This window comes from Acinetobacter sp. UBA6571 (assembly GCF_002434085.1).
GTDB classification, from domain to species: domain Bacteria; phylum Pseudomonadota; class Gammaproteobacteria; order Pseudomonadales; family Moraxellaceae; genus Acinetobacter; species Acinetobacter radioresistens.
This window is the reverse complement of the sequence record NZ_DJJJ01000037.1, coordinates 23,540-49,769: the sequence shown is the minus strand read 5'-3', so window position 1 is coordinate 49,769 and position 26,230 is coordinate 23,540. Positions and strand designations below refer to the sequence as shown.

Sequence of the window (26,230 nt, the reverse complement as noted above, 5' to 3'; positions counted from 1 at the left end):
TGCCATCGTCATCAGCCCGCAATGTCAGCTGGCCATAGTCTAAAGTGGCTACGACGACTGTTAACGATCCGGGGCGCAGCGGACTGACCGGTGTTCTAAAGCTGATACGGTTGACCGGCGGCATATCTGTGGTGGTGGATAAAGACTGCAATGTCAGGCGGTTATCCGTATTCGGTGTCCAGCTGTCGATTTCGATCTTACCAGTACCATACTGAATACTGCCGGAACTGGTGCCACTGTTATTGGCTGGATTTACATTGCGTACCAGGGTGCCAGTACGGTCCAGATAGGTATCCGTACCTAGCATAAAACGCACCGCGCCGGATAGAATCTGCTCATCAAAGCCTTGGGTCAGATCAAAGCGCAACTTGTCACCGGTAACCTGTTTAACTCCGGCACTGGTATCCGAATTGTCCCGGTAACGCGCCTGGATGTCGAGACTGGTATAAGCGCCCAGCTGCACCACTTCTTCCCTGATGTTGGAAGTGGTTGGTAAATAAAATGACATAACTTACCCCGCTCTATAGATTTCAATTGGTGCATAGGATTTGCTGTAAAGCGTGGCGCTTGCCTCAGGAATAATTTCCACCGCACCTGTTGCATAGGTAATGGTGCCCTGTACTTTACCTTTGCTATCCACCAGATTGCCGACTTCGGCATTCACTGGAATATCCGTCAACGTGACAGAGCCCACAGCGTTTCCCAGCTGGCTGGTAAGAGGAACCTTGAGTTCAATACTGTTGGGCTGAATGGCTGCACCGGTACCGATCTTGAAATTAAGTTTCCGGTCCACCGGCATAACGCTATCGATCTGCTGGAATGTAGATGCCCCGTAGCTATAATTGATAGTGAAGACCGTATTTTTCTGCGGCAGTTTATTCGGTACCAGCCGGCCTTGACCGGTGGCATAGTTAAAGGTACCGTTGGCATCGCCACTAAACTGGCCCAGCGTATTTGTAGTTGCAGTTTTCTGTTCGCCTTCCAGCAGCCATTTTACAGTCACGCTGCCTGAGGCTATTCCTGCCTGCTGTAAATCAAACTCGAATGCTGCCGGTTCAACCGCAAGACCTGAGCGTATAAACGTAGCCAGCGGTGTACCCCACAGCAACAGAATTGGTGTATTCACATCCGGTAAAGCACCCGTCGTAATAGACCAGGAGCCGGTTTCATAATTGATATTGCCTGAACCAAATGAAGCACTCGAGCCAGACAACCGCCCGGAGCCGTCATCTTTCAGTTCATAAAACTTGCCCTGCGACATATAAGAAACTGAAAGGCTACCCGGCGCAGGCGGTGGTACCAGTACACCGGTCCAGTTGGCACTCTGGTTTTGTTGAGTGACAGGCCGGGTTTCAGACTGGAAGTACTGGTTGGGAGCTGAAGCAGGCTTAAAGGTAATACTTAAGTTTGCAGATCCTGCACCTGCAGCTTGTGTCCACTGGATCAAGCCACGCTGGTAATCAATTGTTCCAACCTGAGTACCTGAAGTGTTTTTAAGCAGTCCGCCCTGATCAGTGATCTGCTGGCCAAACAGGTTAAAAGACATGCTGGAAGGCATAACAGATGAGCCGATATATAGGTTCTGAGCGGTACCAATGGTGGTCGAGTAAGTTGCAGTAATAGCAGCAGTGTTACCCGGTACCAGTACCATACTTTCCCCGGCTGCGTTTACATCTACAATTGGCGTTTCGGTCTGGGCAGATGGAACCAGCTGGGCAAAGATACTTTCTGCATTTACAGTAAACTCACCGACTTTTGCAGCAGACTTGAGATTACTGGATGCATAGTATTTACCGGTATCGGCTACGATGGTATCCCGTAAAATCGTTTCGGACTTTTCGCCGCTATACCATTGTCTTGCAGAGAGTCCGACATAATCCTGATCGAGTGGATCATTAATGCTGTAAGTAGCCAGTTTGTACTCAACTTCCTTCCCATCGATGACCATCTTGGCAATACGGGTCTCGACTTTAGTGACGCGGACATATTGTTCATGCTGTAGTGCCTGGCCTTCTTTTGAGACCAGTACCAGCGTGCTGCCCACCGAGCTTTCGACTTCACTCAAAAACATCGCCACCTGCAGGGTTTTCATACCGGCATAATGTGTATCCAGTGGACTCCCTGCTGCCTGTCCACCCTTGGCCAGATAGTTTTCAATCCGGTTCTGGGCAGACTTGCGCTCATCAATCCACGACTTTGTACTAAACAGTAAAGCTGAGACATTGGGGTCTTTCGGGTTTTCCGAGATAAAGACCGTAGCGCCCATAAGCAGGTCTGTATCATTCGTTGTTACGGCGGGGAACAGTTTACGCAGTGACACATCACCCATGGTGCGGTCCAGCTCACTCACATCATTAAACAGGTTATTGCTCTGGCCATCTTCAATAATCTGGCCAGAGTACTTGCCGCCACCATCTTCTGTATCGCTCAGGCGCTCAGATTTATAGAGCACCAGATTTTTAGTTTCAATTGCCACTGGATAGTTCCCCCACTTCAATAAAGCGTAAAGTCACGTTGTAATAGTCATCGTCAGATACAGATGGAATTCCCTTCACTGGAGCAGCTTCCAAAGCCCCGGCTTCATGGTTAAAAATCACATGAAATTCACGTCTGTCGTGCTGATACTCAAAAGCCAGAATGAATTGTTCAGATAAAGCAGACCAGGCTTGAACCGTGCGTAAATCACGGCGTTTGATCCAGCCCATCGTGTTATCTGCCGGTTCCAGCACAATTGAACGACCTGCCTTTTTACGGCCCTCCTGGATAATTAGAGAACCATCAATAGCCCGACTCTGTTTCTGCTCGATGGGCTTCCAATCAAATTCATCAGACCATAAAAAACCGTCCTCAAATGGGACGGTTTCTGATGTAGACACTCGTATTAATTTCATTAGCTACTCTTTTTTATCCTTTCCAGTTCAGTCAGGAAATCATTAAAACTACCCTGATTAGCCTCATCCACAGGGACGTTAATTGTGCGGCCATTAATAGAGATCTGGTTGATGACGGTACGTGAAGGCTCAGCAGTTGGAGTGCTGGTTTTAGGATAGCTCACGTCCGGGGCCAGATTGTTTACATTGACTCTGGAACCAGTACTGCCCGACTTGCCTGCATACTCTTCCAGCTTTTCCAGCTGCTCGGCAATGAACATGTAGTTGCCGGTCTGTTTCTGGTTGTCGTATGCAGAAACGCCGTAACGCGCAGCATATTCATGAGAAGCTGAACGGTAATAACCACCTGGACCCTGTTGTGCCGTCTCGAATAGCTCTTTAGCCTTTTGCCGGGCATTACCGCTATATCCCATTTCAGTCAGCTGCTGCTCAATCTCATCAACTGAATAACCGTTTTTAGCCATGACTCCAGTTTTAGAGGCTTTAAGCTTGCCCTGCATGGCAGTAAGCGCTTCTGACCAGGCTTCAGTAGAGGATTTGGCCTCCTCTCTTGCCACCCGGCCAGCTTCACGGTAGCCATCCTTAATACCTCGTGCAGAATTTTCAATCTGGATATTCGCCTTGACCCATTCCGAAGCCGTCTGAACCACTGCTTTACCAGTATCATCAATCTGCACCTGTAACCCATGACTTGCTGCTTTTGCCTGAACAGCTGCAATCTGGGCCTTATCTCCTGTTGCCAGTGCGGCATTTAACATCTGAATATAAGCCTGCTTAATACCTTCAACAGTTGCCTGCCCACTTTTACTGATAACTTCAAAACTATTCTGGGCACTCACTGCAGCGCCATTTAATTGCTCTTTAGTTTGAATACCTAAAGCGGCAAATGCGGCTTGTACAGGATCAAGTACAGCAGGGAGCTGCCGCGCCTTTTCCTCAATTTTACTCAAGCCCAAGGCTACCTGATCACCTGCTACCAATCCCTGTTTGCCAAAAGCAATTAGAGAGCTCTTGGCATAGTCCAGTTCGGCACGAGTCTGGGCAGTATCAATTGCTTTATTTAAATTGGCTGAAAGTGCCAGTCCGGTATCAATACCCTGAGCTTTATAAGTTTCAAGATTACTAACGACCAGCTGTACATCATTACTGGCAGATTGAAATGCAGCTGAGAAACGACCTTGAAGCTGTTCTGTACTTAGTCCGGTACGATCTAATGCCGCCTTCATCACAGCTTCAGTTATCTGAGCATTCTTTTCGGCTTCCTTTGACGTTCCTGCAAAAGCAGCTCTGGCATTCGCTTCAAAAACAACCAGGTCCTTGCCATCTAAGGCTTTGCCTAAACTTCCTTGCAATTCTTCGCCCGTAATTTTCCCTTGGTTTTTCAGGAGAATTAAAGCAGTGATTGTGTCATTAATACCTTTGGTCGAATCAAACTTCATAGCCTGAGAGACTTTCTCCAAGGCTTCTTTAGCAGGTTCACCCTTTGCAATTAATGCATCAAACTCTGTAATAAGCTTTTTGGATTGTTCGGTCAGCTGATAGGTTTTATCTTTACTCTTCTCGGCAGCTGCAGCATGTTTTTCCTTGGCCGCAGTACTTGCTTCCTGTTTCTTTCGTGATTCCTCCTCTGCTGCTGCCAGATCGCGTTCCTGCTCGGCCAACGACTTTGTACCTGTTGCCCTCGCTACAGCCCAGTCAATAAAATTAGAACCCTGTCGTAGTAGCCATTCATCAGTTGCCTTAAAACCGTCAATCATCAAATTGCTAGCGATTACGACACCGGCTGCTGCAGCACCATATGCTCCAAACCTGGATAAAACAGAAACCAATCCTGCCTTAAGGCCATTTGTGGCATTAGTAACCCGTCCAAACACTCCGGTAGCTGCTGTATTTGCGGTTGTGCTTGCATTGGTTGCAGCAGCCAGTTCGGTTTTAGCTACTGCCGTAAGATGGGTAGCACGTGTATTGGCTGTATTTGCACCGGTATTTGCAGTCAGTGCTACGGTTTCTGTAGCGATAGCAACTTGTGCAGCCTTCGCTGCATTGGCTTTTTCCAGAAATACTGCTGCCATTCCAATAGCTTTATAAGCGATAAATGCCTGAGCTGCAGCAGTAAGGGTTGTAATAAGTGCATCAAGGTTTTGAGAAACAAATTTTAAGGCTTGGGCTACCTTAGCACTTGCTCCACTCGCTGCATCTGCTTCACCGATATAAATTGTCCAGGCTGTTTTCAGGTTCTCAATAGAAGCGCCAATCGTAGCTGGGAATTTATTAAACTCGGCAGTGATCACTTCACTCTGGCTTAAAATAGCTTTGGTCACTACGGCGGTGGTCAACTGTCCCTGATTAGCCATCTCACGTAATTGGCCAGTAGTCACACCCAATCCGTCGGCCATTGCCTGTGTCAGTCGGGGTGACTGTTCAACCATGGAGTTAAACTCATCACCTCGTAGTACACCTGAACCTAACGCCTGATTAAGCTGGATAATTGCAGCTTCATTCGCTTCTGCACTACCACCACCCACCTGAATGGCGCGGTTAATAGTTTCAGTCAGTGCTAAAGCCTGCTCTTGCGGCCACTTCATCTCCTGACCAATTTTAGTCAGCCGTGCAAACAGATCACCGGTAGCCACAAGATTAAAATTGGTTTTTATGGCTACATTTGCAACATCATCCATTGCCTGTTTTAAGTTGGCATTATCACCAATCGCAATCTGAATACGGCCAGATAGTGTTTTATACTGATCAGATACCTGTGCAATTTCCATTGCACTTGTACCAATACCCACTGCAGCCAAAACACCGGTTAAAGCATTGAAGCTATTTCTTAAGCCTTCAACCTCACTTGCCGCCCGTTGCCCAAAAGTTTCTGTATCCTTAAGCTCATGGTTTGTCTTTTCCAGAGACTGATCCAGATGATCCACCACTGGTGCTGCTTGCTGGGCCGCACTCCTAAACTCATTCATTGAGTTTTCAGTCAGGTCCAGAGCCTGCTCCAAGCGTTCAACTTTTTGTTTAGCCTGATTCAATTCTTCAAGGGAAATATCATGGCTGGCACTTGATAGGGCCTGCCAAGCTAATTTAGCCTCGTTCAGTTCTCTTTCTAAGGCATTAATCGCGTTAGAGCCTAATTCACCAATACGCTGAACTTCACGCGTAGATACTGTTGCACCGCTTCCCATTGACTCGATAGCACGAGTTACAGTCTGCGCTTCACCTATTACACCTGATAGATCTACTGCACTGAACTGCTGTAACTGGTTAATGGTCGATTGGGTGGCATTGTCCACGCCACGCATGGCATTTACAGCAACGTCCTGATAGTAATTAAATGCACTGGATGTTTCTTTAATAGCATCTTCAATACTTAGAACACGCTGCTTGGCGATTTCAATATCTTTTAAGGTACCATCCGTACTTTGCAAACGAACCAATTCAGCCTGAGCAGCTTTTAGTGCTGAGTTAAGCTCATTAAGACCTTGCTCACCAATACTCGACATTGAGCGTAGTTCACTAGCACTGATAACCGATTTGTCACCAAGAGCTTCAATTTCCTTGGCCGCTGTAAAGAATTTAGTACCTAATATTTCCGCCAGCTGAATTGTATCACCTGGAATGGCTTCACCGATTTCAAAGCCTGCCTTATTTGCCTTAGTTGCAGTATCCTGAAGTTCGCTACCAAGATTATTGATCTTGCTGGCAGCCTGATCAGCTTTCTTCTGCAAATCATCAGGAACTATTTTTCCAATTTCTTGAGCAGTCTCTTCAGATGCAGCCTTCAGTTTTTCAGATTCCTGTTTTATTGCGGTATAAATAGCCTTGGTAACACTTTCAGATTCCTTGATATTCGATACATAGTTCTTAGTATCAGCTTCCATCACAATTTTAAAGGTTAATTCTTTACCGGCCATATTGTTACTCGCAATAAAAAACCCACCAAATGGTGGGCTATATGAAGTGATAAAAATTTAAATTATTTATTCAATGGTTGATCCGCAATGCTTACATTTTCGAGCATCTTAACCGACTGGTCTAAATTATCGCAATGTGAAAGAACATCCTTGTTCACTTATATCTCTTTATTCTATGCACTCATGTTCATATCTATCAGGTATTTCTCTGCCTGTGCATGGGTAATCGAGATCAAACTACATCTACAACCTTCTTGCGGTCTGCTCCAATGCTCAACAGCATGTTCTTGAAACTCCTTATCAAGAATATTAAATACTTTGCTACTGAAACTTTTACAAGTTTCCGGGGTATGGTCATCAATGATGGGGACCCATAATAAGTAGCTTGAGTTCTTATCCTTGCTATGCTCATAAATATCTTTAACGACCAGACAGTTAAAAACAAACATCTGTCTATTTGCAAACCAAGCGCGATAATCACGACTGTTTTCTAAAAGCGCCCAATTTACATGAGGACGAATATGGTTAGGCACTAACGAAATATATCTTTCAGCAAATTTCTTGAATAAAAGACGATTACTTTTCAGCCTTTCATTGTCCAGATGACTCAGGATATCTAAAATTTCATGCTTAAAAAACTTTGAGTCGGCACCGCATGCCACACCCATATTCACTAACTCTCTCTGCTCGTCACTGCTGAATGAGTCAAACCATTTCTTATATGCTGCTCTACTTTCCGCTGTTAATACTCTTTTCATGATTAAGCTCAAGTGCACTCTTATAATGCCGACTATTCTAATCGGAAATGGTAAATTTAATTATGTGAAAATGTTACATAATTCACACTATTTCTTCTTTTAGCTCATCAAGAAACTTCTTTAGTTCTTTAGCAGATGCATGCTGAGCGGTTCTCACTACACTGGTCATTGCCGCAAGCTTATTCCGGTAATCCTTTTGGGCTGATTTTAAATATTCACTATACGTACCATAGCTCATATTCATGATTTCGGTATGAGTATGGCCAGCACTGATCAACAACTGGAATGAGTCAAACCAGGTGGAATCATTGTCTTTTGTTGCCTGCTTTTTATTACGGCGTTTAGGCTGATCCTCTTTAAAATAAGCGCCGTTGACCTGCAGTACTGCTGATAAAACTTCTTTAAATTGCTGTTCCGATGTTGTGGCCAGATCGATCAAACTGGTTGCTGGAAGCTTGGTGGCCAAACTGCACATATCCAGCACTTCAATTGAATGAGTCTTAAAAAGCTCGCTTAAAATTTCATCTGAATAATCTTTTCCCTTTAAGAAGCCTTTTACCTTTTCGGCATGTACCGCCCACTGGTCAAAATCTTTCATCTGGATCTGGTGAACTTCAACATCATTCACTGTGATAGAGCGATTAGCTGCTAGAAAAAAATCATTCATGATGGAATCTCAAAATAAAGTTCAAGAAATAAAAAAGCACCCGAAGGTGCTTTTATTCATTTAATACGATGTTTATCTCTCAGGTTTAAGGCTTAACCTCAGTAACATTGATAGGCTGATCCTTAATTAGTTCTAGAATACCTTCACCATTTTTAAAGTGGATTGATACCCCTTGGCTATTTGCTAAGCGGAGCCCACTTGCTGATACGGCTCGTTTAAGTCGATAAGTTTTACCTGACTGATCACTTAGTTCCGCCGTTTCAAAGTTATCTGTAGTTCTAAGGATATATGTTTGATTATTTGGTCCAATAAACTTCAGTAATTGCTGTTCTTCAGTAATATTGATGATCTGTTTGGGCTTTAAATTTTCTGAGGATTTGTCTGTAGTAGTATTTTTAGAAGCCTTAGCCATATTAGAATTACACCCCATTAGAAATACACCTGCTGCTAGCGCCAAGAAGAGATATTTCATACTTATATTCTCCATTTTTAATTTTTGAATTCAACATAGATGCCTAATAGGGCCCATCTTAAAAGTAAAACATCAAAACATCTGTTAATTTTTGATAATTATTCTCATTCTTATTAATATATCTAGATAATTTGTGAAAAAATAAAGCTTATATTTCATCTTCCTAAATATAGATTATTTATTTTTATTAACTTTTATCTAATTTGTTTAATATAAATCTTTTAGTGAACAGGCACAAAAAAAGACGCTTATGCGCCTCTGTGCCTGTATTTTGGATTCAGTTACTCAGCTTTAGTATCAAGCTGCTACATTAAAACGATCAATGTGGCCAAACATGCTAAGTTCAGCATCATTTACCTTGGTAATGTCAGCCAGACATTCACCTTCAATATCGTAACTAGAGAAATCTTCATTGATCAGATCAAATTCCGTTTCCGGTGAAAACTCCACACGCCATAAAGTCACGGCAACCTTATCTCCTTTATAGGTATCAACACCTTTAAAGAAGAAGCGGTATTCATTGCCGATATCGTTTGCAATCGCAGTACGTGTTAATTTTCCGGCTTTACCTGACCACTTAACGTCACCAGTCGGTGCAATATTAAAAATTACTGTACCGAATGCCGAATCGAGTACATAGGTATTGGCATCAATATCTGTATCAGCGCCGTCTTTAAACTTAACTTCTGACAGATTACGCTCACCCAGATCAATCATGGTCCCAGCTTCAACAGTACCTAGTGAGCGATCAGCAATAGTGCTTGCAGATACTTCAGTAACTTTACCACTCATCACCATGGCAAGATTTTGCTTGGTTACCTCTTCCAGGGTACCGCTTACAGATACTCCTGTCTGCTTTCGCAGTACTGCATCTTTCGTACGAAAACCTGTTTTGGACTCATAGTGATCGGTTGAATCCGAAGTAATTTGAAGCTGCAGGGCTGGCATACTTCCTACCGGAAACATACCTGATACTGCACCATTAATAATTTTAGCCAGGAACAGTTCACCCTGTAACGAAATAACGTCTGGTTTATTTCCCATCTGCTTTTACCTCTTTTGTAGTTTTTGCTGCAGCTGGTTTCGGCTCTTCAGAAGGCTTTTCTACCTCCTTGATTGTACCAGCATCTAATTGCTGTCGGATTTCAGCATCGGTGAGTCCACCCACGAAATCCCCTTTTTTGAAACGCCCTAAAGGTTGCTGGGCTATATATTGTTTTGCTGCCATAACTGGCTCCTAGATAAATCGTTCTGATTCAAATACTGCGGTGAGATATGCAAAACCTGTACTAAAAGCTTCTTTCACATCAACCAGCATCAATTCTCCACGTGCCGAGGCTGGCTTCCAGCCTGAGAGCAACTGAATAACATCTTCAAGAAGATTACCCGCCTGATCTGTTACCGCTGAACCATCTATAGACTGTGAACGGGCATTCTTACAGGCCACGGTGACCGCCCACTGCTGGCTGATCATGTTCATTTTTCCCTTGCCCGCACTATCCTTAGGGCGAATCCGCACAAAGTTGACGTGAGCTGATGGGGTTACCTGACCCATTTCAGTCACCAGTACAGAGTTCAACGGCGTATAGATCTGCTTGAAATCCGGAATCTCCTTGAGCTTCTCGGCAATTTCTCCACGTACTGCAAAAAAGTCAGACACCTATATGCCTCCCGATAATATTAAGGATCTCTTCATCATCATCCTGATTGATGCCCAGAAAGGTACGAGAAGGGATATTGACCTGTTTCACTTTCCTGAACTGGCCACCCACCGCAAAGGTTAAGTACTCCGCCGTTTTAGGCAGAATGGTGGCACCAAAATGAAAGACATGGGCGTACATTTTGTTTGAACCCCACTCAACACCATCAGGGCGCAGGTTATAGTGTAATTCATTCATTAATTCACCCGTATCACGGCCTGTTTGACCATTTTGCATCTGAGCCCGCCATGACTGTTTCCATGGGTTACCATCTACATCATGCTGACCGATAAACCGGTCTTGAGTGGAATAAACTCCATAGCCACCAATCTCGACAAACATATCCTCCTTTCTGCTGTCGAAATCGGCCATATGCTGCAGTACTGCCATTACGGCAGATTCATTGTCAGGACGAATTGTTATAGCAAAAGCCATACCTCCTCCTTATTTAAATGAAGGCATCTTGTCTAGCGTTTCATCACCAAACACGCCTCCTACATAACTGGTTCCGATGGGCATTGTGGTAGGCCGGCCCTTGGGCTGATCATCTACAATTTCATTGGTTGCGGTCTGAATCTGTAGATGTGCTTTTTCATCTTGTACCCGTTCAAGAAATTTAATCGCATCTTTATAACGGTTACGTACTTCTTCAGTGGGTTGCTGGTAATAAAGCCGGTAACGGGCAATATCACAGGCCATGCGGTTCAGATTACTGGGCACATTGGGAAGAGGCAGAGGATAACGACCACCGATATAACCGTTAATCTCTTCTGCCGCATCCTGAAGCGCTTCATTGATAGAAACTGCTGCATCTGCATGCATCAGCTTTAGTTCTTCAATGTCATCAGCAAACCGCTTCACCATGTCTGCTTCTGTTGCGTACATAGATCACCTTACTTGGCTGCATCAGCACCCTGTTCAGCTGGCTTGTCACTAGTCTTAGACTTAGACGCTGACTTGGCCTTTTCAAGCTCAGCCACCTTTGCTTTAAGCTCAGCAACTTCCTGCTCAGCTTTAGCTTTGTCATCTGCTAAGGTTTTATTAGCCGTTGTCAGCTCTGCATTAGCCTTTTCAAGCTCAGCCAAACGTGCAGCGGCACCATCTGCTTTAGGCTCTTCCGGCTCCTGATATTCTTCAATAGCCCGAGATGCTAAAAGGGCCTGAAGTTGTTTAGCTTCAAGCCCTTCTATTTCCTGACCTGGACGGAAATGTCCGATCGACTGTCTTGCAATATACTTTGGCATTGAGTTCTCCTTATACAAAGCCACGACCACCCACTAAACCGTTCTTGTTGTTTGGAACAGCCAGTGGAGAGGATTCAGCGAGTAATTGAATGCTTGAAGGATTCTTTTCTTGCCATTGGCTTAAATAGAACTCTAGAGCCTGACCGAATGCTTCAACGTTTTGCAATGCACAATGTGCGATCCAGCCATTGGCGTCGGCAACCAGACCAAAGAAGTCTTCAGGGATAAAGCGTTCGGTACTACCCCCCATACTATGCTTAGCGTCATAGGTCCAGATTTCGATATTGTCCACTGTGCCTCGGAATTGTGGCTTATCAGATTGATCAAAGGTTGGGGTGAGCGGCACACTGATCCCTTTATACGGTGTAATGAATTTCTCATTAAACTCAGGATCTTTAGTTAATGTGTTGTACACCTTAGAAGTGGTTAATGCCATGATTGGTGATGTACCTGAATGTTCAACAGCCAAGTCAATCATCGCCTGAATATCCTTAACCGGTGTGGCTCCTGCTTGTCCCCATTTAATTAGAGGTGTGAAGTTACAGGCCGGGTTCCGCTCATAATCCACTTCGTACATCGGGAAATCTGCTGAGGCAAAAGTAGTCTTACCATATAGCAGTACATCACGGGCAATCAGCAGCTTCCGGTTTTCAATAGATTGACGCAGGTACAGAGCCTTTTGTGCCTGGTCGATTAACAGCAAGTCTGCATCAGACAATCGATTTGAACCTGTAGCAATCACACCATAACGGCGTAGCTGTGAAATCAGTGCCGTATTTTGTACTTCGCTTGGCATCACCGTCATCATCGGTTTTAAATAAGCCGGTTTAACGAATTTAACGTTACCAGACTCACCTACCTTGATCTGTCGGCCAGCTGCTGTCGGAGTGACAAAAGGTGCAAGTGGGGTTGCGGTGTTCAGCTCACCTACAGGGACTTCCTTCTTGGTATAAGAAACACGCTGAGGAAAAAACCGGTCCATCAACCAGGTATCCACCTTTTGAGTAGTATCAGTCAGCAGCACCAGCTGTGGTACATCCAGCAACTCAATGGGTGCATTTTGAAATGTAAAAGTTTGACTCATGTCTTAGTTCCCTACCACTTTACGAAGTTCAATTTTATTTTTTAATCCCTGTGCTCGCACAGCATCCATCTGCCCTGTTGCAAGCGCCTCACCTTTGACTGTAACAACAGCCACATCAAAGGCACCTTGTACATAGATCGGCATTTCGAGATTATGATTGGCATGGTAGGTCGACTGCTCTGCACTCATGTCTGCCAGTGCAATCGCATTCCACTCACCTACTACGTTTTCAGTTACCGTCGGATGATCTGCTACATTGTTGGCATCGACGTATAATAAATCCCCACGTAAATAGATGACTCCTGTTTTAGGTTTGGCATTCTCGGTACGAATACCATCACCGACCACCAACTGTTTATTTTCAATAGTTCCAGTTATGACTTGGCTCATGATTTAGTCCCCTGTTGTTGTGCTGCGGCAAACTGGTTAAATGCCTGGTCCAGTGCTGAACCTTGTGGAGCCTGTCCACCTTGCCCAGGATTAGCTTGATGGCTAAACAAGTGAGCAAATGCTGGATTTACACCTGGTGTTTGTTGTTGCTGTTGTCCAGCTGGTGGTTGTTGATTGCCTGCCGAGAATTGGCGAAGCTGTTTAGCCGTGAAGGTGAAAACCGAATCATCCATATTGGTATAAGCCGTTTTGTCTTCAGCACTGAACTGTGTTTTCAGCTCAGTTTCTAAAGCTGCAATTTCATCAGAACGCTTTTGTGCTTTGAATTGCTTGAGTTCAGCTAGTGCATTATCGCGCTCAGTTTCAGCCTGCTTTTGAGCAGCCTGTGCTTTTTCTAATTCGGTCACGTCTGTGTCCTCTTCTGGTGGTTGATTGGAGTTAGGTTTGCCTGAGAAGGCTTTGATTGATGTGTTCCGATCAGCACCGGTAGAGCAGATCGTGAATTCACGAATACGGTTGTTACGAAAAACGGCGATAGGTCCGGTAAATGATTGACCATTAACCACAACAGTCTGGCCTGTATTTACCTCTTCAACTGAGCCTGGATCAATGAACATAGACATTTGAAACGGAAACTCGTCATCAGAGTCCTGAACAATTTCCTTGGCCCGTTCATTAGTCAGGAAGTGTCCTTCTACATCGATCTTTCCATTGGTATCGACTTTTTTAACTACGCCTATACGATTAGAGCCGAAGTGCTCTTCCAGTAATGCAGTAGGTGAATCAATTTCGATACCCTCAAGATCAAAGACCACCCCGGTACGGCCCCAATACCAGTGACCATCTACACGTCCACCGCTATACGCCGTACCTTTAAATGTACGCTTATCTCCCTCTTTGGCCTGAGGTACCTCAATGGCTGATGTATTAAATAGATATTTCAGCCGTTCTTCATTTGGATCTGGCATTTTTCATGCTCCATAAAAAAACCACCCCGAATGGAGTGGTCCAAATTAATTTCTGAAATCTAGTTAGTTAAGGCTTTCAGTGTATAAACCATCTGACCATTTACTATTTCCCTTGAAACTACCTGAAAAGATATGCCTAAGGGAAACAGTACGCCTTGCCCTGCATTTAGCTTATCCAGATCAATACCTAAACCTTTAGCATTCTCAATCTGAATCACGATATTTGAGCCAGAACCTGCAAGCAGTAACGGCGCATCCAGAGTAATGACCTTACCTACCTCCAATGATGCAGCGTAGGCTAGTGAAGCTGATCCGGTCACTGTCGCTGTACTATTCGATGCTACTGCCTGCAACCTGCCTAAATCCTCCTTCAACCAGCGTTTAAGCACTTCCTCAGCCAGAGTGACAGGGGGCTGCTTTAACTGCGCCGTAAGAGCTGAATCATTGCCTTGTACATAATCCAGGAAAGTCTTAATTGTACTTGGACGTATTTCCGGATCTAAAGGTAAAACTGTCTCAACAATGGTTTCAAATAGATCACGGCTCTGCTCATCCATTGGAGCAAATAAACTGGCCAGCTTTTTACTTGCCGTCCACTCGGCTTTGATGACCTCTTTCTGCTTCAGCAAAAATGCTTTATCCATGTCAGAATCCAGGATCTTCTGATCTACCAGACCAGATAGATCGCCATAGGTCATTGGACTAGTACTCCACCCCATTTCCTCAGCCACTTCCGGTAGCTGATCATCAGGTGTAATACCATATTTCAATGCCTGCTTCTCGGTTAAGGCAATCACTGTACAGCGACACATGAAGCCCCACGGCGGGTAATACATGAGCCAGAACGGATCATCGATATGACGAATAATCCGGTTCAATGCCAGGTGACTTGGACGGACCCGGCTATCATCGATAGCTGAATACATCAGGTATGGTCGTTTGTCTCTATTGCGTTGTTGCTGTTGCCAGCGTCCATGACTATACGCCGTCTGAATATTGCTCCTAAAAACATTCTTGAGATAAGGCTCACTTAGCTTGATTTCATTTTTAGCGACCACTTTCTTAAAGTCCTCAAATGTCGAGCCATCTGCAATAGCCTTGTTTACAGCGGCTATCACAGTCTGGATCTGTTCTATGCTCGATAAAAAACTGACCGTGGTGGCCAGTTGTCGTGTCTTGAGATCCAGAGAGTAAAACTCATCAGGCAGTACAATTTTACGAGACCGGGCAAACTGTAAGGCCTCTAAGAATGTGACTGGCTTCATTTCCCCTCACTTGCTGTCATATACCCCAGCACATCACCTGCATATAAAGCCCGTTCCAGATTCGCCGTGAACTGCGACTGATTAGCCTCAGGCATTAGCTGCATTAGATGAAAGGCCAGTTCTTCTGGTGTTCCACTCTTCTGCAGGAGCTCGTTTACCTGGGCATTGCTTAAGAGTTCGATATTGTGCTGTGCATCAGTCAGCTCTTCTACTTCCTGCTGTTCAGGTGAAAGTTTTCTGGCATTTGCTGCAAAACTAAAGGCTTTATGGGGTAAAGCCTTAAACTGCAGATCGGGTTGGTTCAAGTCAGTTACAGACTTTAAATCACCCTCTTGCAAGCCATACTCACGAATAAAGTAGTCATCCGATAAGTTTGCACCTGCATTTTTCAGGTGAACATCCCGTTCGGCCTGCTCTTTGTTAAGAGGTTTAGCTTCCTCACCCAAGCTCACCTTATGTTCATCCCATCCATTGAGCATGCATAAGGCATCAACTACTGCCTGGATCGTTGGAGTCACTAGCCGCATATCAGATTTCAGTTTATCCTGTCGCACATTTTCATGTACCTGACCAAGAGCGCGACTGCCAGTTCCATCTGTACCACTGGTGAGTGTCTGTCCCAATACAACCTTTTGAATTTGCCGAATTAGAACGCTATTAAACATATCGAATGATGAGCCGGCTGTTCCATTTGCTCCGGCAGTCAGAACACTTACATCATCGTCCTTATCAATTGCGAGAACACTTTGAGCATGAGCATTGAGCAAAGCTTTAGCCATATCTTCTGTGCCAGTTGTATCCACCTTGCCGAGAAGTATGGGTGTACCAAAACGCTCCAGGAACTTGGCCCAGAATTTAAAGCCATTCTGTTTAAAGAAATAAAGCCAATATAGTGTGGCTAACAGTGCTTTTCCGTAGGGTTGCTCATAAGTGGCTTTACGGCGTGTCAGAAAGAACTTTATCTTTTGATCAATTTCTTCTTCTCGACCGTAACCGTCTTGCCGGTAGATTAATCGTCCATCATTTTTTGGTTCAAACCATTGCATGGGCTTTTCACCAATCCATTGCAGTCCCACATACCCTTCAGGCTTAAGCTCATATACGGCTTCCTGTACGGAGTAACCAAATAACAAGGCGTTTAGTGCAGCAGATGCAATTTCAAAATACCATTCTTTTAGTTCGATATTCAGTAGCGCTGCAACAGGAGTATCACTTGGTTCAATCCGAAATGGTGTAGCAAGCAATGCATCAATACGCGTCTCTATTGCTTGGGCAATTTCGTCATCATCCAGCATAATTTTCAGTCTATGCCGGGCTATACCCGCTTTACGTAAAACCTCATCCGTATCTGGCTGTCGGCCAAAGTTAGAGAGAAATTGCGTAACTGCTTCTTGTGTATATAAGTTGCCATAAGACAAAGCCTTTTTAGCTGCTTTGCCTTTTTTAGACTTTGCCATAGGTTTTCCTTACGAGAATGTTCGGCTTCCTGCTGTAGCAGGTTTAGCTTTACGCCTGCCCTTGGATATTTTCTCCAGGGCATAACGGATTGAATCGATGTAGTGGTTATAGGCATCAATGATGATTGGTAACACCTCATCCGTTAACCGGTCTTTTTTATAAGAGTAGTTTCTAAACTCATTTAGGGTTTCCTTACACCGAGGGTGAATATAGACCCGCTTGAATGACTGGATAAAGGCAATACCATCCTCGACTGAACCCTTTCCTTTTTCACATGCCTTGATACGGCTTAATCCGTTTCGTTTTAGATGGCTAATAGACTCGGGTCGTGCGTTATCGGCATAGATTGCATAATCTTCAAGATCAGGGATGAGTTTTGACAAGAACTCTACCGTATCATCCAGTTCTAGCCCTACAGCGCCTGCCTCATACTCAATCCAGAGGCAATCGTCATGAATCCATGAACGTGTCGCGGCCAGCGGATCATGAGCAAAGCCAAAATCCAGACCCTGATATGGTCCATCCCAGCTATAGGGATCAGGCTCAAATTCCTGAATTTCAAACTTGTTTCGAAAGATCTGTGCTTCAGATAATTCCAGATACTCTCCCTCCCAGATCCAGCGATAGGTCGAATCATCCAGAGTGGCCTGATCACGGCGGCGCTCGATTTCAAGGACCTCAGGAAACCATGGGTTATCGGTATAGTTCATCTCTACACCGAGACCGATCAGTTCACCGGTCAGGTCATCATAAATTTCTTCATGTCTGAAACGTGTACTGGTTGCACTATCACGTCGTTCAGGGTTCCAGGTAATCCACACCTCAGAGTTATCTTCACGCACTGTAGGTAGTAACTTGCGCCATGCCATCTCAGAAACGGTTTCAGCCTCATCTACCCAGCACAGCAGAATACGCGCTTTAGACTTGATGCTGTCCAGGTTGTGGCGTAGACCAGCGAATCCATAGCTCACTCTTTTATTTTTAGTACGAATGAAGTTCTCACCCATCTCGTAATAGCTTTTTAAAAAAGGAACTGAGCGAATCGCCTGTTTTATTTCTTCCATAGATGAATCAGCTAATGAGTTCATAAACTCACGCGCACCTAAGATCAACCCGCTCACACCAGCCTCGGCATATATATAACCCTTGATCGCTGTCATCAGTGCAAAGCTTCTGGTCTTACCTGAACCACGGCCACCCCATGAAGACCTGTAACGGATATTGCTGGTGCTAAATAGCGGGATGAGTTTAGGTGGTAATTCAATCTGTACCTTTGACATTAGGAGCCACCAGTTCAATTACCGTAGGTTTCGCCGCATTAAGAGATTCACCGTTTGTAGTTATATCTGTCTTTGTGATACGGCCATCTGTTTCTTGAAATGCTTGCTTTAACAGGTTCTGCTTTACGCGCTTATTTCGACCTGAATCTTCATACATCTTTTGAAGCTCACGCAAACGAAAAGCCTTGTTAGCAATCGCTATATCTTCGATATTTTCTCGAAAATCCTTGCGGGTACGCTCAAATAGTTCTGTCAGTTTCTTGCTTAGGTTTCTGCCTGAAAACTTTGTGGGGTCATAACCCTCACATTGTCTACGGTCAATCTCTATACCAAATCTTTGTTGGACAGCATCAGCCACCTGTTGAGGTGTTTCAAAGCAAGCAAGAGACTGAACTATAAAGATTTTTACAGGCTCTTTAAGTGCCGCCATAAATACCCCTTTGTCATGCTACGTCCAACAAGACAGGCAAAAAAAATGAGCCTTTCAGCTCTAACCAATCACACAGTTTCCACAACACGCAGCAATATTAGTTTCAGAAACAAACGGCGCATTCTTCGCAATTTCCAGTAAACGCTTAACTGACTCATCAGCTCCCCAGCGTTCGGTTTCACCAAAAAACACTTCTACATCATGGCCAGCAAGATAATGCTTTGGTAAGCCGGTCATATCGCTATAAATGATTTCGCCGTCCTCATCACGTTCAACACCAATATGATAAAGTTCATGCTCAATCAAACGGCAGAACTCACGATCATTAGAGTTTTCGCAAAAGCTTGCATCTACTGTAATGAGATAAACAGGTACATAGCCAAACCAGTCCCGCATCTGCTGTTCTTGCCTAGCCTTCTTCCAACCACCTTGGTTAAACATCACCTTTTCACATTGGCCCAGTACCACACGTTTTTTCGCTACTGCCGCAGATGAAGCCCAAGCAAATGCCAGGAAGGTTTCATCATCATGAAGCAGCTCAGCGATATGATCATGGTCCGGATTGTGCAGCTGGCCACCCAAGGTTAAAAAGTTTTTAAGCACCCATTCTTTTAATTCAACGGCGGGTGCCAGCCGGATTGCTTCCTCTTCCTCTGCCTGATCAATCAGATCCGGCGGTGGGAATGGTCTGAACTGTTCTATCATTCATTCGCTCCAGTTCTTTTTTAATCCAGTTAATGACATAGCCTGAAAGTATTGAATCAGGATGAAAACGTTCGAACGTATAACCCAGTTCTTCTGCATGGTCATAACGATCCATGCTCCATGCTTTATTGGCCAGCTTACCCCTGCGTCCACCAGACCAAGGACCGCCTTCAATCTCAATTAGCAGTCGCAGCTTTACAATATGAAAATCAAATCGCCAGTGCTTAGTGGTTTTAAACTGAAACTTTCGTTCATACCCAATTGAGTGTTCTTCTAGTTCTTGAAAAAGGGTTTCTTCAGCTTCGAGATATTTTTGAGTTGCCTTAGGTAATGGTTTTGCTCTTGGTACCTTTTTTAATGGCTTCTTTTTGGTTAGAACTTTGTATTGGTCTATATCCATAACTTACACCCATAAAAAAACCACCCGTAGGTGGCTTAAAACTATTGTTCAGTTATTTAGGTGTTATAAGCACCACCAATAAGTTATCTTCTTCTAGCCAGTCAAACTCATACCCTTTAGCATCATAGTAAATTTCCAGTTTCTCTACTACTCCAGGCTCAATATCAGAATATTTCTCTTCAAAACTTATAGCCGTGTTTTTATTTACTTCCAGCTTATTATTGATACTAGAGATTAATCTTTCATAAGTAATTCTATAATTAGACATGATAAAAACTTCTTAATTTTTCGGCAAACACCTAGCTATATCAGAGCCCTAGCAAAATAAATATAGTATAAATGTCTAAGTAATTTTAATTAATTTAATCAAATAGATTGCATAAGTTATTTTAAAAAATCTAGGATTTGATCTGTAGTTATGAGAATAAATTTTAAAAGATCTCATAAGGTGTTTAGAGCTTATGAGATCTTCAATAATAAAGTTAATTCCTTTCATACTTTCAGTTCACCCATTATCCTTAAGCCACTTGGGCTTCATCCAGAATAAGCTGAACTGCACTCTTTAACTTTATTTCCAAATCAGGATCTGCCTTATTCATGCGCCACTCATGCCTGGGAGTAGGATTATTTCCGGCATATCCTATATCTGAAAACAAATATACGCATTCATCAGAGAGATGAGCGCTATAAACAACCTCTTTTGAATTACCATGTGTTTTCTCTAACACCTGTAATGTTTTCAGTATATCTGAATCACTCATATTTAAAATCTCTCTCATTAAATAGAAAAGCTCATACTGGGAGTGATATGAGCTTTCGGTAGATGGATATTTAAAGCTAATAAACTAATAATGAAGGGTTAAAAAAACCTGCTTTCATAGAGGTAAAAGCAGGTTAAGGGGTACTACTACACACACTCTTCTATCGGAAGGAAAGTAATAGAATTAATATTAATATAATTTAAAATTCAAATATATGTAGTTGTTTTAATAGCAATAACGGTGTGCTTAATGTATCTCATGTTGTTTATTTATTAAACATAGCTTGAAATTAAATTAGAGATTTTTAAATAAACAATATAAACAAATTTCTAAAAATCTGTCTCCAACTAAAATCTTATGAATAAAAAAAACCTATCCTCTTAAGGATAGGCTAATGAGGATTTGTATAAAACTAAGTGTATACAAATTCATTAAAACTTTAAGAGCCTTTCTTTCAGGGAGAAAAGACAATTAAAGTAGGTTACCAAAGTACCCTTAAGTAAAAAGGGTCATTTGAATATAGACAAAATATCGAGTTTCTTGAGTAATTTTTTTGGATAATAGAGTTAATAGTATGTATCGTATTCACTCACTAATATTCTTTTATTTGCTAGTTCTTCAAGCATGTTCTTATTCTCTGATCCAATATATAAAATAAAACCTGCGGGGCAGGTTTTATTTTATATATCTTCAAGATTAATTGAATAACTTTTTAAAAATTAAATAAGCTAACTTAATATTGAAACAGAATAAATCAACTATGGCTTAAGGTATAAAAACTGTCGGGCTGTCGAGATAATAAATCTACAAAGTCAGGAATAGTTTCATTAGTCAACAAATAGGGATTAAAGCTCTCTTTATGCTTATCCATAAAGAAATTTATAACATCTTTATGATAGCTCGCATATTTCATATGCCATTTGGAGAACATTCGTTCATCAATATTTTCTAAGAACAGCACTTCACATTCTTCATGACGTGGATCTTTAAGAATCTTCTGAAAATAAAGATGTTCAACTTTTTCCCTCTCCCCTTCAAGGCATTGGACAAAGTAGCCATTGCCGTAATAGAGAGCACCATAAATCTTATGAGGCGTATTAAAGTTTAATGCTTCAGTAAGAATGTTGAACAGCTCATTCATAGGGTTGGCACAATCTTTTAGCTTACTTACATACAACAGTCTTACATCTTCCACATTAACCTCCTGACCTAACTAAATAGTAACCACGTAAAAACCGTAAAAAAACATTTTAAAATTTTTGTAAGTAATTACTTATAGCTGCAAGGTGTTTAGTTTGTGATGTAAGGTCCCTAAAGATAAAATTTTCACTTATCCAAGTCAGCTTTGTTGACAATGCAATAGGTAACGCAATTGAGTTAAACCAAAGAATGATTTAAGACTCAAAGAAGATATATCCCCGGAATTTAAGCGCAATATTAGTTCAAACAATTAGTTAAAGATACTAGTGATAAAGGCTAATTTGTAATCAATGCAAATAGAACTCATTTTAATCAAGATCAATACAGATAAACAGTATTCGCCCCCTTTCTTTCTAACCACATGAAGCGTCAATGATCTTGTTGGTATTTGAAGCCTTAATAACTGTAATTCGGTTTGGTCGATAATCTTCTGTAACAGCCTCACCTACTCTTGCATAGCGAAGTATCTCTGAATTGGTCATCTTTTTGATTTCCTGATCACTTAAATCAGTTCTCCCTACAAGCTCTTTGGCCCGAAGTGGCAAACACTCATGGAGTGTATCTTCTGCTTGTTTATCTGTTTTTTGTTCAGATACGTGATCAATATCTGACTGGTAATTTGAACATGCACAGAGAACCGTCAGTAAAAATCCTGAAGCAATAAATTTTTTCATATTTTGGAACTTCACGGTGGGTATTTAGTAAATAGTGAATCATCAATCTGCTTTTAGCTGTTGTGTTCTCTTATGCACTTTTTTATAAAAGTTATCAGATCTAGCTTTTACTGAAGAGTTCTTTCTTTTAAAGTAGTTCACAATATCTTGATAGCCTTCCTCTTTTTCATCCGCTAGAGGAAAGGTTTTTTCTTTTTGTGTAAATATAGTTTCAATCAGGTTTACATACCAATTAATAAAACTTTGGGTAAGCTCCCGATCAGGTATTACACTGAAATCTATCCGTGCTTCTATACCCCATCTTTCTATAGGTTTTAACGTTTTTAAATAGCTTCGAGTAAGAGGAATCTTAATTTCTTTACTTTTAGTTTTAAATTTCAATTCGGTGAGTAAAAGATTTAAGTCCTTTAAACCATTAGTACTAAACCCGTATTCTCTATATACCTTCACATAGGTTTCTTGAGCAAGGCGCTGATAATTTTTGATAATAGTTTTCAATGTCTAATCCATTTACATTGATTTTAGATACCATACACATCTACTGGTACATTTGACCAGATGTTTAAGATTAATTCTTTATAATCGGCCGGTTCTGCGCCTTCCAGCAAGTAGAAAGATTTAATCGTACCATCCTTGTTGATTTGAACTCTTTTATACAACAGGGTCTCTTTATCCTGCGCCGTAAACTCTTCGATAACTTTGAGGATCTCTTCTGAACCTAAATGTGATGGTTCTACCAACTGGCCATTATACATTCCACCTATGTAATAGGTTGACTGGGCTGACATAAGAACCTCTCTTAGACTTTATTGATCAGGAGCGAGCCTTGATAAGGAACATCTGCTTGTTTCGAAAGCATATAAAGCTCTTTCTAATTTAGCCTACTTACAGGTGTTGAAAGTATCTTTTGTAATACCCGAATGTTAAGTTTTTTTAATATTAAAAAAGCCCGCAAATGCGAGCTTTATTTAATGGCGATTATATACAAATTCGCCAAGTTATCACAAATATGCCATAACCCGTATATACAAGCAAGCACTACTTTTTGAGTAAACCAGAAATAAGATTAGGGTAGCGGCCAGAGATAAAGGCTAATCCACACTTGGTATCTTGTTGGATCTGGATAATTGACGTTTCTCTATTGGTAGCAATTTCTCTTACTGACTCATTCATAACAAAGCGTGCCCAAACTACATCCATCCACTCTTGTAATGGTTCACTCTCAATCTGCCGTATATCTAAAATTATTCGTTGAAATGCTCTTGCCTCATTATCGCTTATTTGACAGGTCACTCCACGGCGTACAACTGGTTCTCTAAAACTTTCATCATTCATATATTTTGCAATGAGCTGCTCACGTTGTTTCTGGTTCAACTTACGCGTGGGCAATGATTTGTAGACCAGACGCTTGACTTCAGTATTGCCATTCATCCAGGCACCAAATTGACGGAACCAGTCCTCAGTACTAAAACGTGTCCAATCCGTTGTTTGCATAATTGTTACTGCTGCATTCATCACTTAAAGCCCCCTAATAACCTTTCAATCTGCCGAACCGCCAAACCGCTTTTCACTTGCTCTGTACTAAACCGTAAAACCTGATAACCCAGCACTGTAGCCGCATTATACTTTTCCATATCGTGAATAAACCCTTTACCCCGTGTATGCCTGCCACCTGTCCAGATCCCGCCTTCCACCTCAACTAAAATCTTTGTTTCTAAAATATGAAAGTCTGCTCGCCATTGTCGTTCAGGGTGAAAGTAAAACTCCTGTACGAAGCCAATCTTGAGCGCTTTAAGATCGCTGGCCAGCTTTGCCTCTCCCTCACTTGCAGCCTTCTCCCCTTTCACCTTGCTCTGCCGCTTGGCTTTGGCACGTTTTTTAGTGCCATAGAGCTTGTGGTAGTCAACCAGAGACATACTGGTCATTACGCGCCTGCTGCCAGTGAACCATTGAATCCTACCTGTTTCAGGTAAGGCTCCCATTTCTTCGCCTGTATCGGATCAGCCAGTTTCACGGCGATGCGTGCGGCCAGTTTTTCGTATGACTCACCGGGTTCGCTAAAACGCCCTGAGAATTCGGGATGCTGTGAGAGCTTCTGGGCGAAGGTGTGGATCTGTTTTTCAGAAAGCCGATTCGACTGACTCCCTGCGCCTGCCGGTTTAACAGGTGCAGCTTGCTGCGGATTTGAATACTTGGTTCGGTAGGCGTTAATCAGCCAGTCAGCAAAGTGATAGATCATCAGATCACAGCTCATGCTCTTGCCCACGTTGTAGGTTTCAAAGGCCCGCTTTTCCCGCTCAGACCACTTCGAGTTCATGAGGGTGTCAAAATCGATGCTGTCATCGGCCAGAAAAATTTCTTCACGAAGTTTTTTAAAGCAAAGCCAGTCTTTTTTATTTTTAGATTCTTCTGAAAGATTCATTGGGAGATTCTGTGTCCCGTTAACGGCACTATTCAAAGTCCCGTTATTGGCACTATTCAACATGCCGTTAACGGAATGATTCCGTTTTTGGGACTGTTCCGTTTCCGGTACTATTTCAGATAAATTTTTTTCCTGTAATGGTGCCGTTTTTGGCATGGTTTCGCGTCCATTGACCCCATTTAACCGGTAGACTTTTACCCGTCTGGTGCTGCCCTTGCGCTCACCGGTATCGACAATCAGCCGGTCTTCTAGCAGCTCGGCAATAATCTTGAGTACAGTCTTGCGTTCAAGTCCGGTGTCTTTTTCAAGACGCTGCATGCTAGGGTAACAGCAATGGTCTTCACCGGCACGGTCTGCCAGCGAGAGCAGGATAAGCCGTTTCAGCGGTATGCGACTACCGCCTTTCTTCTCGGTCAGTCCGACTCTCCAGGCCCAGTTGGTTGCATCTAAGCTCATGGCTTCACCTTTTCCTCAGGGTGGCCAGCCGCATCAGCAGGCTGGATATATCCACCGAAATATTTAACTTTGCCGGCACTCATCAGACTGCTTTCGATCTGGGCCGACAGGTACATCGTGATTCTGAAACGGCGGGACATCTGTGCCCTGAACTCGTCCCGGGCCAGTGCAGCATTGGCCTCGTTATAGCCGCGTTTACGCAGGTTGGCTTTGTTGCGCTCGATCAGCTCGTTTAATATGCGCAGCGCCGGCTCATAGAAGGATTGCACCTGCTGGAGCTGCTTATATTCGGGCAGTGCATCAAACTGATGGTTCATGGAGCCTCCGTAACAAATAATGCTACCGGTTCAGCCAAGCGGCGCTTGGCCTTGAGTTCAGCGAGTGTGGCCGGACGTATATCCTGCTCATGCACAATCTGCCCGCCTTCCAGCAGGTAGTAATGGCTGCTCTGTTGGGCTTTGACGGTTTGTAGCCCGTCCATCGCAATGCGGCTTGCAAACACCACCACATCACCTGTAATGAAATCGCCCTGCACTGATTTGCCATGAAGGATATGTTCTGCTAAATTGGTATTCATATTCATTTCCTCAGAATTGAATTGTTGGAACAAAGCCTGACCTCGACCGTCAGGCTTTTTCTTTTTGTTCTACGCATAAGTGAACCTGGCGATCTAACTCAGCCAAGAACAGATGTAGTTGATGAATGACTTTGGACATATCCGTTGCTTCGCCCTGAGTAATGCGCCCGTCTGCCATCATTTCTCTAAAAATAGCGCATACGTCACCGCCACTCATTCCAATACTTAGAACCAGATCAGTGAGTGCGGTATCTCTACATTCAGGAATTGTGGGTAAATCAAGAGAAACCTTTCCATGCTCGAAATTCAGGCTTTGTAAGATGCGGTAATCACCAGTTAATGCCATAAGTTTCGAAGCTTCTAGCAAAGATAAATGGTGAGTATCTGTATTGGGATTGACCTTACTATTGAGTACAGCCGGACTTTTAATTCCCATGCGTGATGCAAGACTGTTTGCTCCGCCTCTGTAGTCATGAACAGTGTTATAAGCAGCATCTAATATGTTCATATCACTTTC

At 43.1% G+C, this 26,230-nt stretch carries 33 protein-coding genes and 1 pseudogene; all 34 read right to left on the bottom strand.

The window, feature by feature from the left end; all coding sequences use genetic code 11:
* Positions 1–508: pseudogene (locus B3X18_RS07915) on the bottom strand (hypothetical protein); the annotation flags it as partial.
* A 3-nt stretch (positions 509–511) separates the two neighbouring features.
* The gene (locus B3X18_RS07910; protein ID WP_105919072.1) at positions 512–2,476 is read right to left on the bottom strand and encodes a hypothetical protein; all 1,965 of its coding nucleotides are present in this window, start codon (positions 2,474–2,476) and stop codon (positions 512–514) included.
* Entirely contained in the window at positions 2,466–2,891 is a 426-nt protein-coding gene (locus B3X18_RS07905; protein WP_286935328.1) for a hypothetical protein, read from the bottom strand. The genes B3X18_RS07910 and B3X18_RS07905 overlap by 11 nt, the downstream gene beginning before the upstream one ends.
* Positions 2,891–6,802, bottom strand: coding sequence for a tape measure protein (locus B3X18_RS07900; protein WP_286935326.1), 3,912 nt, complete (start codon positions 6,800–6,802; stop codon positions 2,891–2,893). The genes B3X18_RS07905 and B3X18_RS07900 overlap by 1 nt, the downstream gene beginning before the upstream one ends.
* Before the next feature lie 173 nt (positions 6,803–6,975).
* Complete coding sequence (locus B3X18_RS07895) at positions 6,976–7,560, bottom strand: hypothetical protein (protein WP_034675323.1); 585 nt, start codon at positions 7,558–7,560, stop codon at positions 6,976–6,978.
* Between the two features lie 82 nt (positions 7,561–7,642).
* Positions 7,643–8,227 carry a hypothetical protein gene (locus B3X18_RS07890; protein ID WP_034679962.1) on the bottom strand — a complete coding sequence of 195 codons (585 nt, stop codon included), beginning with the start codon at positions 8,225–8,227 and terminating at the stop codon, positions 7,643–7,645.
* Positions 8,228–8,312: 85 nt separating this feature from the next.
* Positions 8,313–8,699, bottom strand: a complete 387-nt coding sequence (locus tag B3X18_RS07885; RefSeq protein WP_034679960.1) for an NADH-ubiquinone oxidoreductase subunit 6 — start codon at positions 8,697–8,699, stop codon at positions 8,313–8,315.
* A gap of 297 nt (positions 8,700–8,996) precedes the next feature.
* Positions 8,997–9,743: a hypothetical protein gene (locus tag B3X18_RS07880; RefSeq protein WP_005019518.1), complete on the bottom strand. Its 747-nt coding sequence runs from the start codon at positions 9,741–9,743 to the stop codon at positions 8,997–8,999.
* Positions 9,733–9,927: a hypothetical protein gene (locus B3X18_RS07875; RefSeq protein ID WP_034675330.1), complete on the bottom strand. Its 195-nt coding sequence runs from the start codon at positions 9,925–9,927 to the stop codon at positions 9,733–9,735. The genes B3X18_RS07880 and B3X18_RS07875 overlap by 11 nt, the downstream gene beginning before the upstream one ends.
* 9 nt (positions 9,928–9,936) lie before the next feature.
* A complete protein-coding gene (locus tag B3X18_RS07870) occupies positions 9,937–10,359 on the bottom strand; it encodes a phage tail terminator protein (RefSeq protein ID WP_034675334.1) in 423 nt (140 codons plus the stop codon).
* On the bottom strand, positions 10,352–10,834 hold the full coding sequence (locus tag B3X18_RS07865; protein ID WP_034675337.1) for a phage virion morphogenesis protein: 483 nt from the start codon (positions 10,832–10,834) through the stop codon (positions 10,352–10,354). Before B3X18_RS07865 ends, B3X18_RS07870 begins: the two co-directional genes overlap by 8 nt.
* Before the next feature lie 9 nt (positions 10,835–10,843).
* Entirely contained in the window at positions 10,844–11,284 is a 441-nt protein-coding gene (locus B3X18_RS07860) for a gp436 family protein (RefSeq protein ID WP_034675340.1), read from the bottom strand.
* Between the two features lie 8 nt (positions 11,285–11,292).
* Positions 11,293–11,643 carry a hypothetical protein gene (locus B3X18_RS07855; RefSeq protein WP_034675343.1) on the bottom strand — a complete coding sequence of 117 codons (351 nt, stop codon included), beginning with the start codon at positions 11,641–11,643 and terminating at the stop codon, positions 11,293–11,295.
* Positions 11,644–11,653: 10 nt separating this feature from the next.
* On the bottom strand, positions 11,654–12,727 hold the full coding sequence (locus B3X18_RS07850) for a major capsid protein (protein WP_034675345.1): 1,074 nt from the start codon (positions 12,725–12,727) through the stop codon (positions 11,654–11,656).
* A 3-nt stretch (positions 12,728–12,730) separates the two neighbouring features.
* Positions 12,731–13,117: a hypothetical protein gene (locus tag B3X18_RS07845; protein WP_034675347.1), complete on the bottom strand. Its 387-nt coding sequence runs from the start codon at positions 13,115–13,117 to the stop codon at positions 12,731–12,733.
* Positions 13,114–14,085: a hypothetical protein gene (locus B3X18_RS07840; RefSeq protein ID WP_034675350.1), complete on the bottom strand. Its 972-nt coding sequence runs from the start codon at positions 14,083–14,085 to the stop codon at positions 13,114–13,116. Before B3X18_RS07840 ends, B3X18_RS07845 begins: the two co-directional genes overlap by 4 nt.
* Positions 14,086–14,144: 59 nt before the next feature.
* The gene (locus B3X18_RS07835) at positions 14,145–15,350 is read right to left on the bottom strand and encodes a phage minor head protein (RefSeq protein WP_034679959.1); all 1,206 of its coding nucleotides are present in this window, start codon (positions 15,348–15,350) and stop codon (positions 14,145–14,147) included.
* Positions 15,347–16,807, bottom strand: coding sequence for a phage portal protein family protein (locus tag B3X18_RS07830; protein ID WP_034675356.1), 1,461 nt, complete (start codon positions 16,805–16,807; stop codon positions 15,347–15,349). The genes B3X18_RS07835 and B3X18_RS07830 overlap by 4 nt, the downstream gene beginning before the upstream one ends.
* A gap of 9 nt (positions 16,808–16,816) precedes the next feature.
* Positions 16,817–18,088 (bottom strand): PBSX family phage terminase large subunit, encoded by a 1,272-nt coding sequence (locus B3X18_RS07825; protein WP_034675359.1) that lies wholly within the window; start codon positions 18,086–18,088, stop codon positions 16,817–16,819.
* On the bottom strand, positions 18,069–18,518 hold the full coding sequence (locus B3X18_RS07820) for a DUF2280 domain-containing protein (RefSeq protein WP_051590404.1): 450 nt from the start codon (positions 18,516–18,518) through the stop codon (positions 18,069–18,071). The genes B3X18_RS07825 and B3X18_RS07820 overlap by 20 nt, the downstream gene beginning before the upstream one ends.
* Before the next feature lie 60 nt (positions 18,519–18,578).
* Complete coding sequence (locus B3X18_RS07815) at positions 18,579–19,220, bottom strand: putative metallopeptidase (RefSeq protein WP_034688660.1); 642 nt, start codon at positions 19,218–19,220, stop codon at positions 18,579–18,581.
* The gene (locus B3X18_RS07810) at positions 19,180–19,623 is read right to left on the bottom strand and encodes a hypothetical protein (protein WP_034675362.1); all 444 of its coding nucleotides are present in this window, start codon (positions 19,621–19,623) and stop codon (positions 19,180–19,182) included. Before B3X18_RS07810 ends, B3X18_RS07815 begins: the two co-directional genes overlap by 41 nt.
* Before the next feature lie 52 nt (positions 19,624–19,675).
* Positions 19,676–19,891 carry a hypothetical protein gene (locus tag B3X18_RS07805; protein WP_005019487.1) on the bottom strand — a complete coding sequence of 72 codons (216 nt, stop codon included), beginning with the start codon at positions 19,889–19,891 and terminating at the stop codon, positions 19,676–19,678.
* A gap of 250 nt (positions 19,892–20,141) precedes the next feature.
* Positions 20,142–20,384: a hypothetical protein gene (locus B3X18_RS07800; protein ID WP_005019484.1), complete on the bottom strand. Its 243-nt coding sequence runs from the start codon at positions 20,382–20,384 to the stop codon at positions 20,142–20,144.
* Between the two features lie 754 nt (positions 20,385–21,138).
* A complete protein-coding gene (locus tag B3X18_RS07795) occupies positions 21,139–21,579 on the bottom strand; it encodes a BLUF domain-containing protein (RefSeq protein ID WP_005019483.1) in 441 nt (146 codons plus the stop codon).
* A 358-nt stretch (positions 21,580–21,937) separates the two neighbouring features.
* Positions 21,938–22,258 (bottom strand): I78 family peptidase inhibitor, encoded by a 321-nt coding sequence (locus B3X18_RS07790; RefSeq protein WP_034675365.1) that lies wholly within the window; start codon positions 22,256–22,258, stop codon positions 21,938–21,940.
* A 42-nt stretch (positions 22,259–22,300) separates the two neighbouring features.
* On the bottom strand, positions 22,301–22,756 hold the full coding sequence (locus B3X18_RS07785) for a hypothetical protein (protein WP_005019479.1): 456 nt from the start codon (positions 22,754–22,756) through the stop codon (positions 22,301–22,303).
* Positions 22,757–22,779: 23 nt separating this feature from the next.
* Positions 22,780–23,046 carry a hypothetical protein gene (locus B3X18_RS07780; protein WP_034688602.1) on the bottom strand — a complete coding sequence of 89 codons (267 nt, stop codon included), beginning with the start codon at positions 23,044–23,046 and terminating at the stop codon, positions 22,780–22,782.
* 250 nt (positions 23,047–23,296) lie between these two features.
* Complete coding sequence (locus B3X18_RS07775; protein ID WP_034679944.1) at positions 23,297–23,773, bottom strand: hypothetical protein; 477 nt, start codon at positions 23,771–23,773, stop codon at positions 23,297–23,299.
* Positions 23,773–24,183 carry a DUF559 domain-containing protein gene (locus B3X18_RS07770; RefSeq protein WP_034688600.1) on the bottom strand — a complete coding sequence of 137 codons (411 nt, stop codon included), beginning with the start codon at positions 24,181–24,183 and terminating at the stop codon, positions 23,773–23,775. Before B3X18_RS07770 ends, B3X18_RS07775 begins: the two co-directional genes overlap by 1 nt.
* Positions 24,183–25,136, bottom strand: a complete 954-nt coding sequence (locus tag B3X18_RS07765) for a helix-turn-helix domain-containing protein (RefSeq protein WP_034688599.1) — start codon at positions 25,134–25,136, stop codon at positions 24,183–24,185. Before B3X18_RS07765 ends, B3X18_RS07770 begins: the two co-directional genes overlap by 1 nt.
* A complete protein-coding gene (locus B3X18_RS07760) occupies positions 25,133–25,453 on the bottom strand; it encodes a hypothetical protein (protein WP_034679937.1) in 321 nt (106 codons plus the stop codon). Before B3X18_RS07760 ends, B3X18_RS07765 begins: the two co-directional genes overlap by 4 nt.
* Positions 25,450–25,671, bottom strand: coding sequence for a hypothetical protein (locus B3X18_RS07755; protein WP_228155586.1), 222 nt, complete (start codon positions 25,669–25,671; stop codon positions 25,450–25,452). Before B3X18_RS07755 ends, B3X18_RS07760 begins: the two co-directional genes overlap by 4 nt.
* Positions 25,672–25,762: 91 nt before the next feature.
* Positions 25,763–26,221 carry a phage regulatory CII family protein gene (locus B3X18_RS07750; RefSeq protein WP_034688594.1) on the bottom strand — a complete coding sequence of 153 codons (459 nt, stop codon included), beginning with the start codon at positions 26,219–26,221 and terminating at the stop codon, positions 25,763–25,765.
* Between the last annotated feature and the right edge of the window lie 9 nt (positions 26,222–26,230).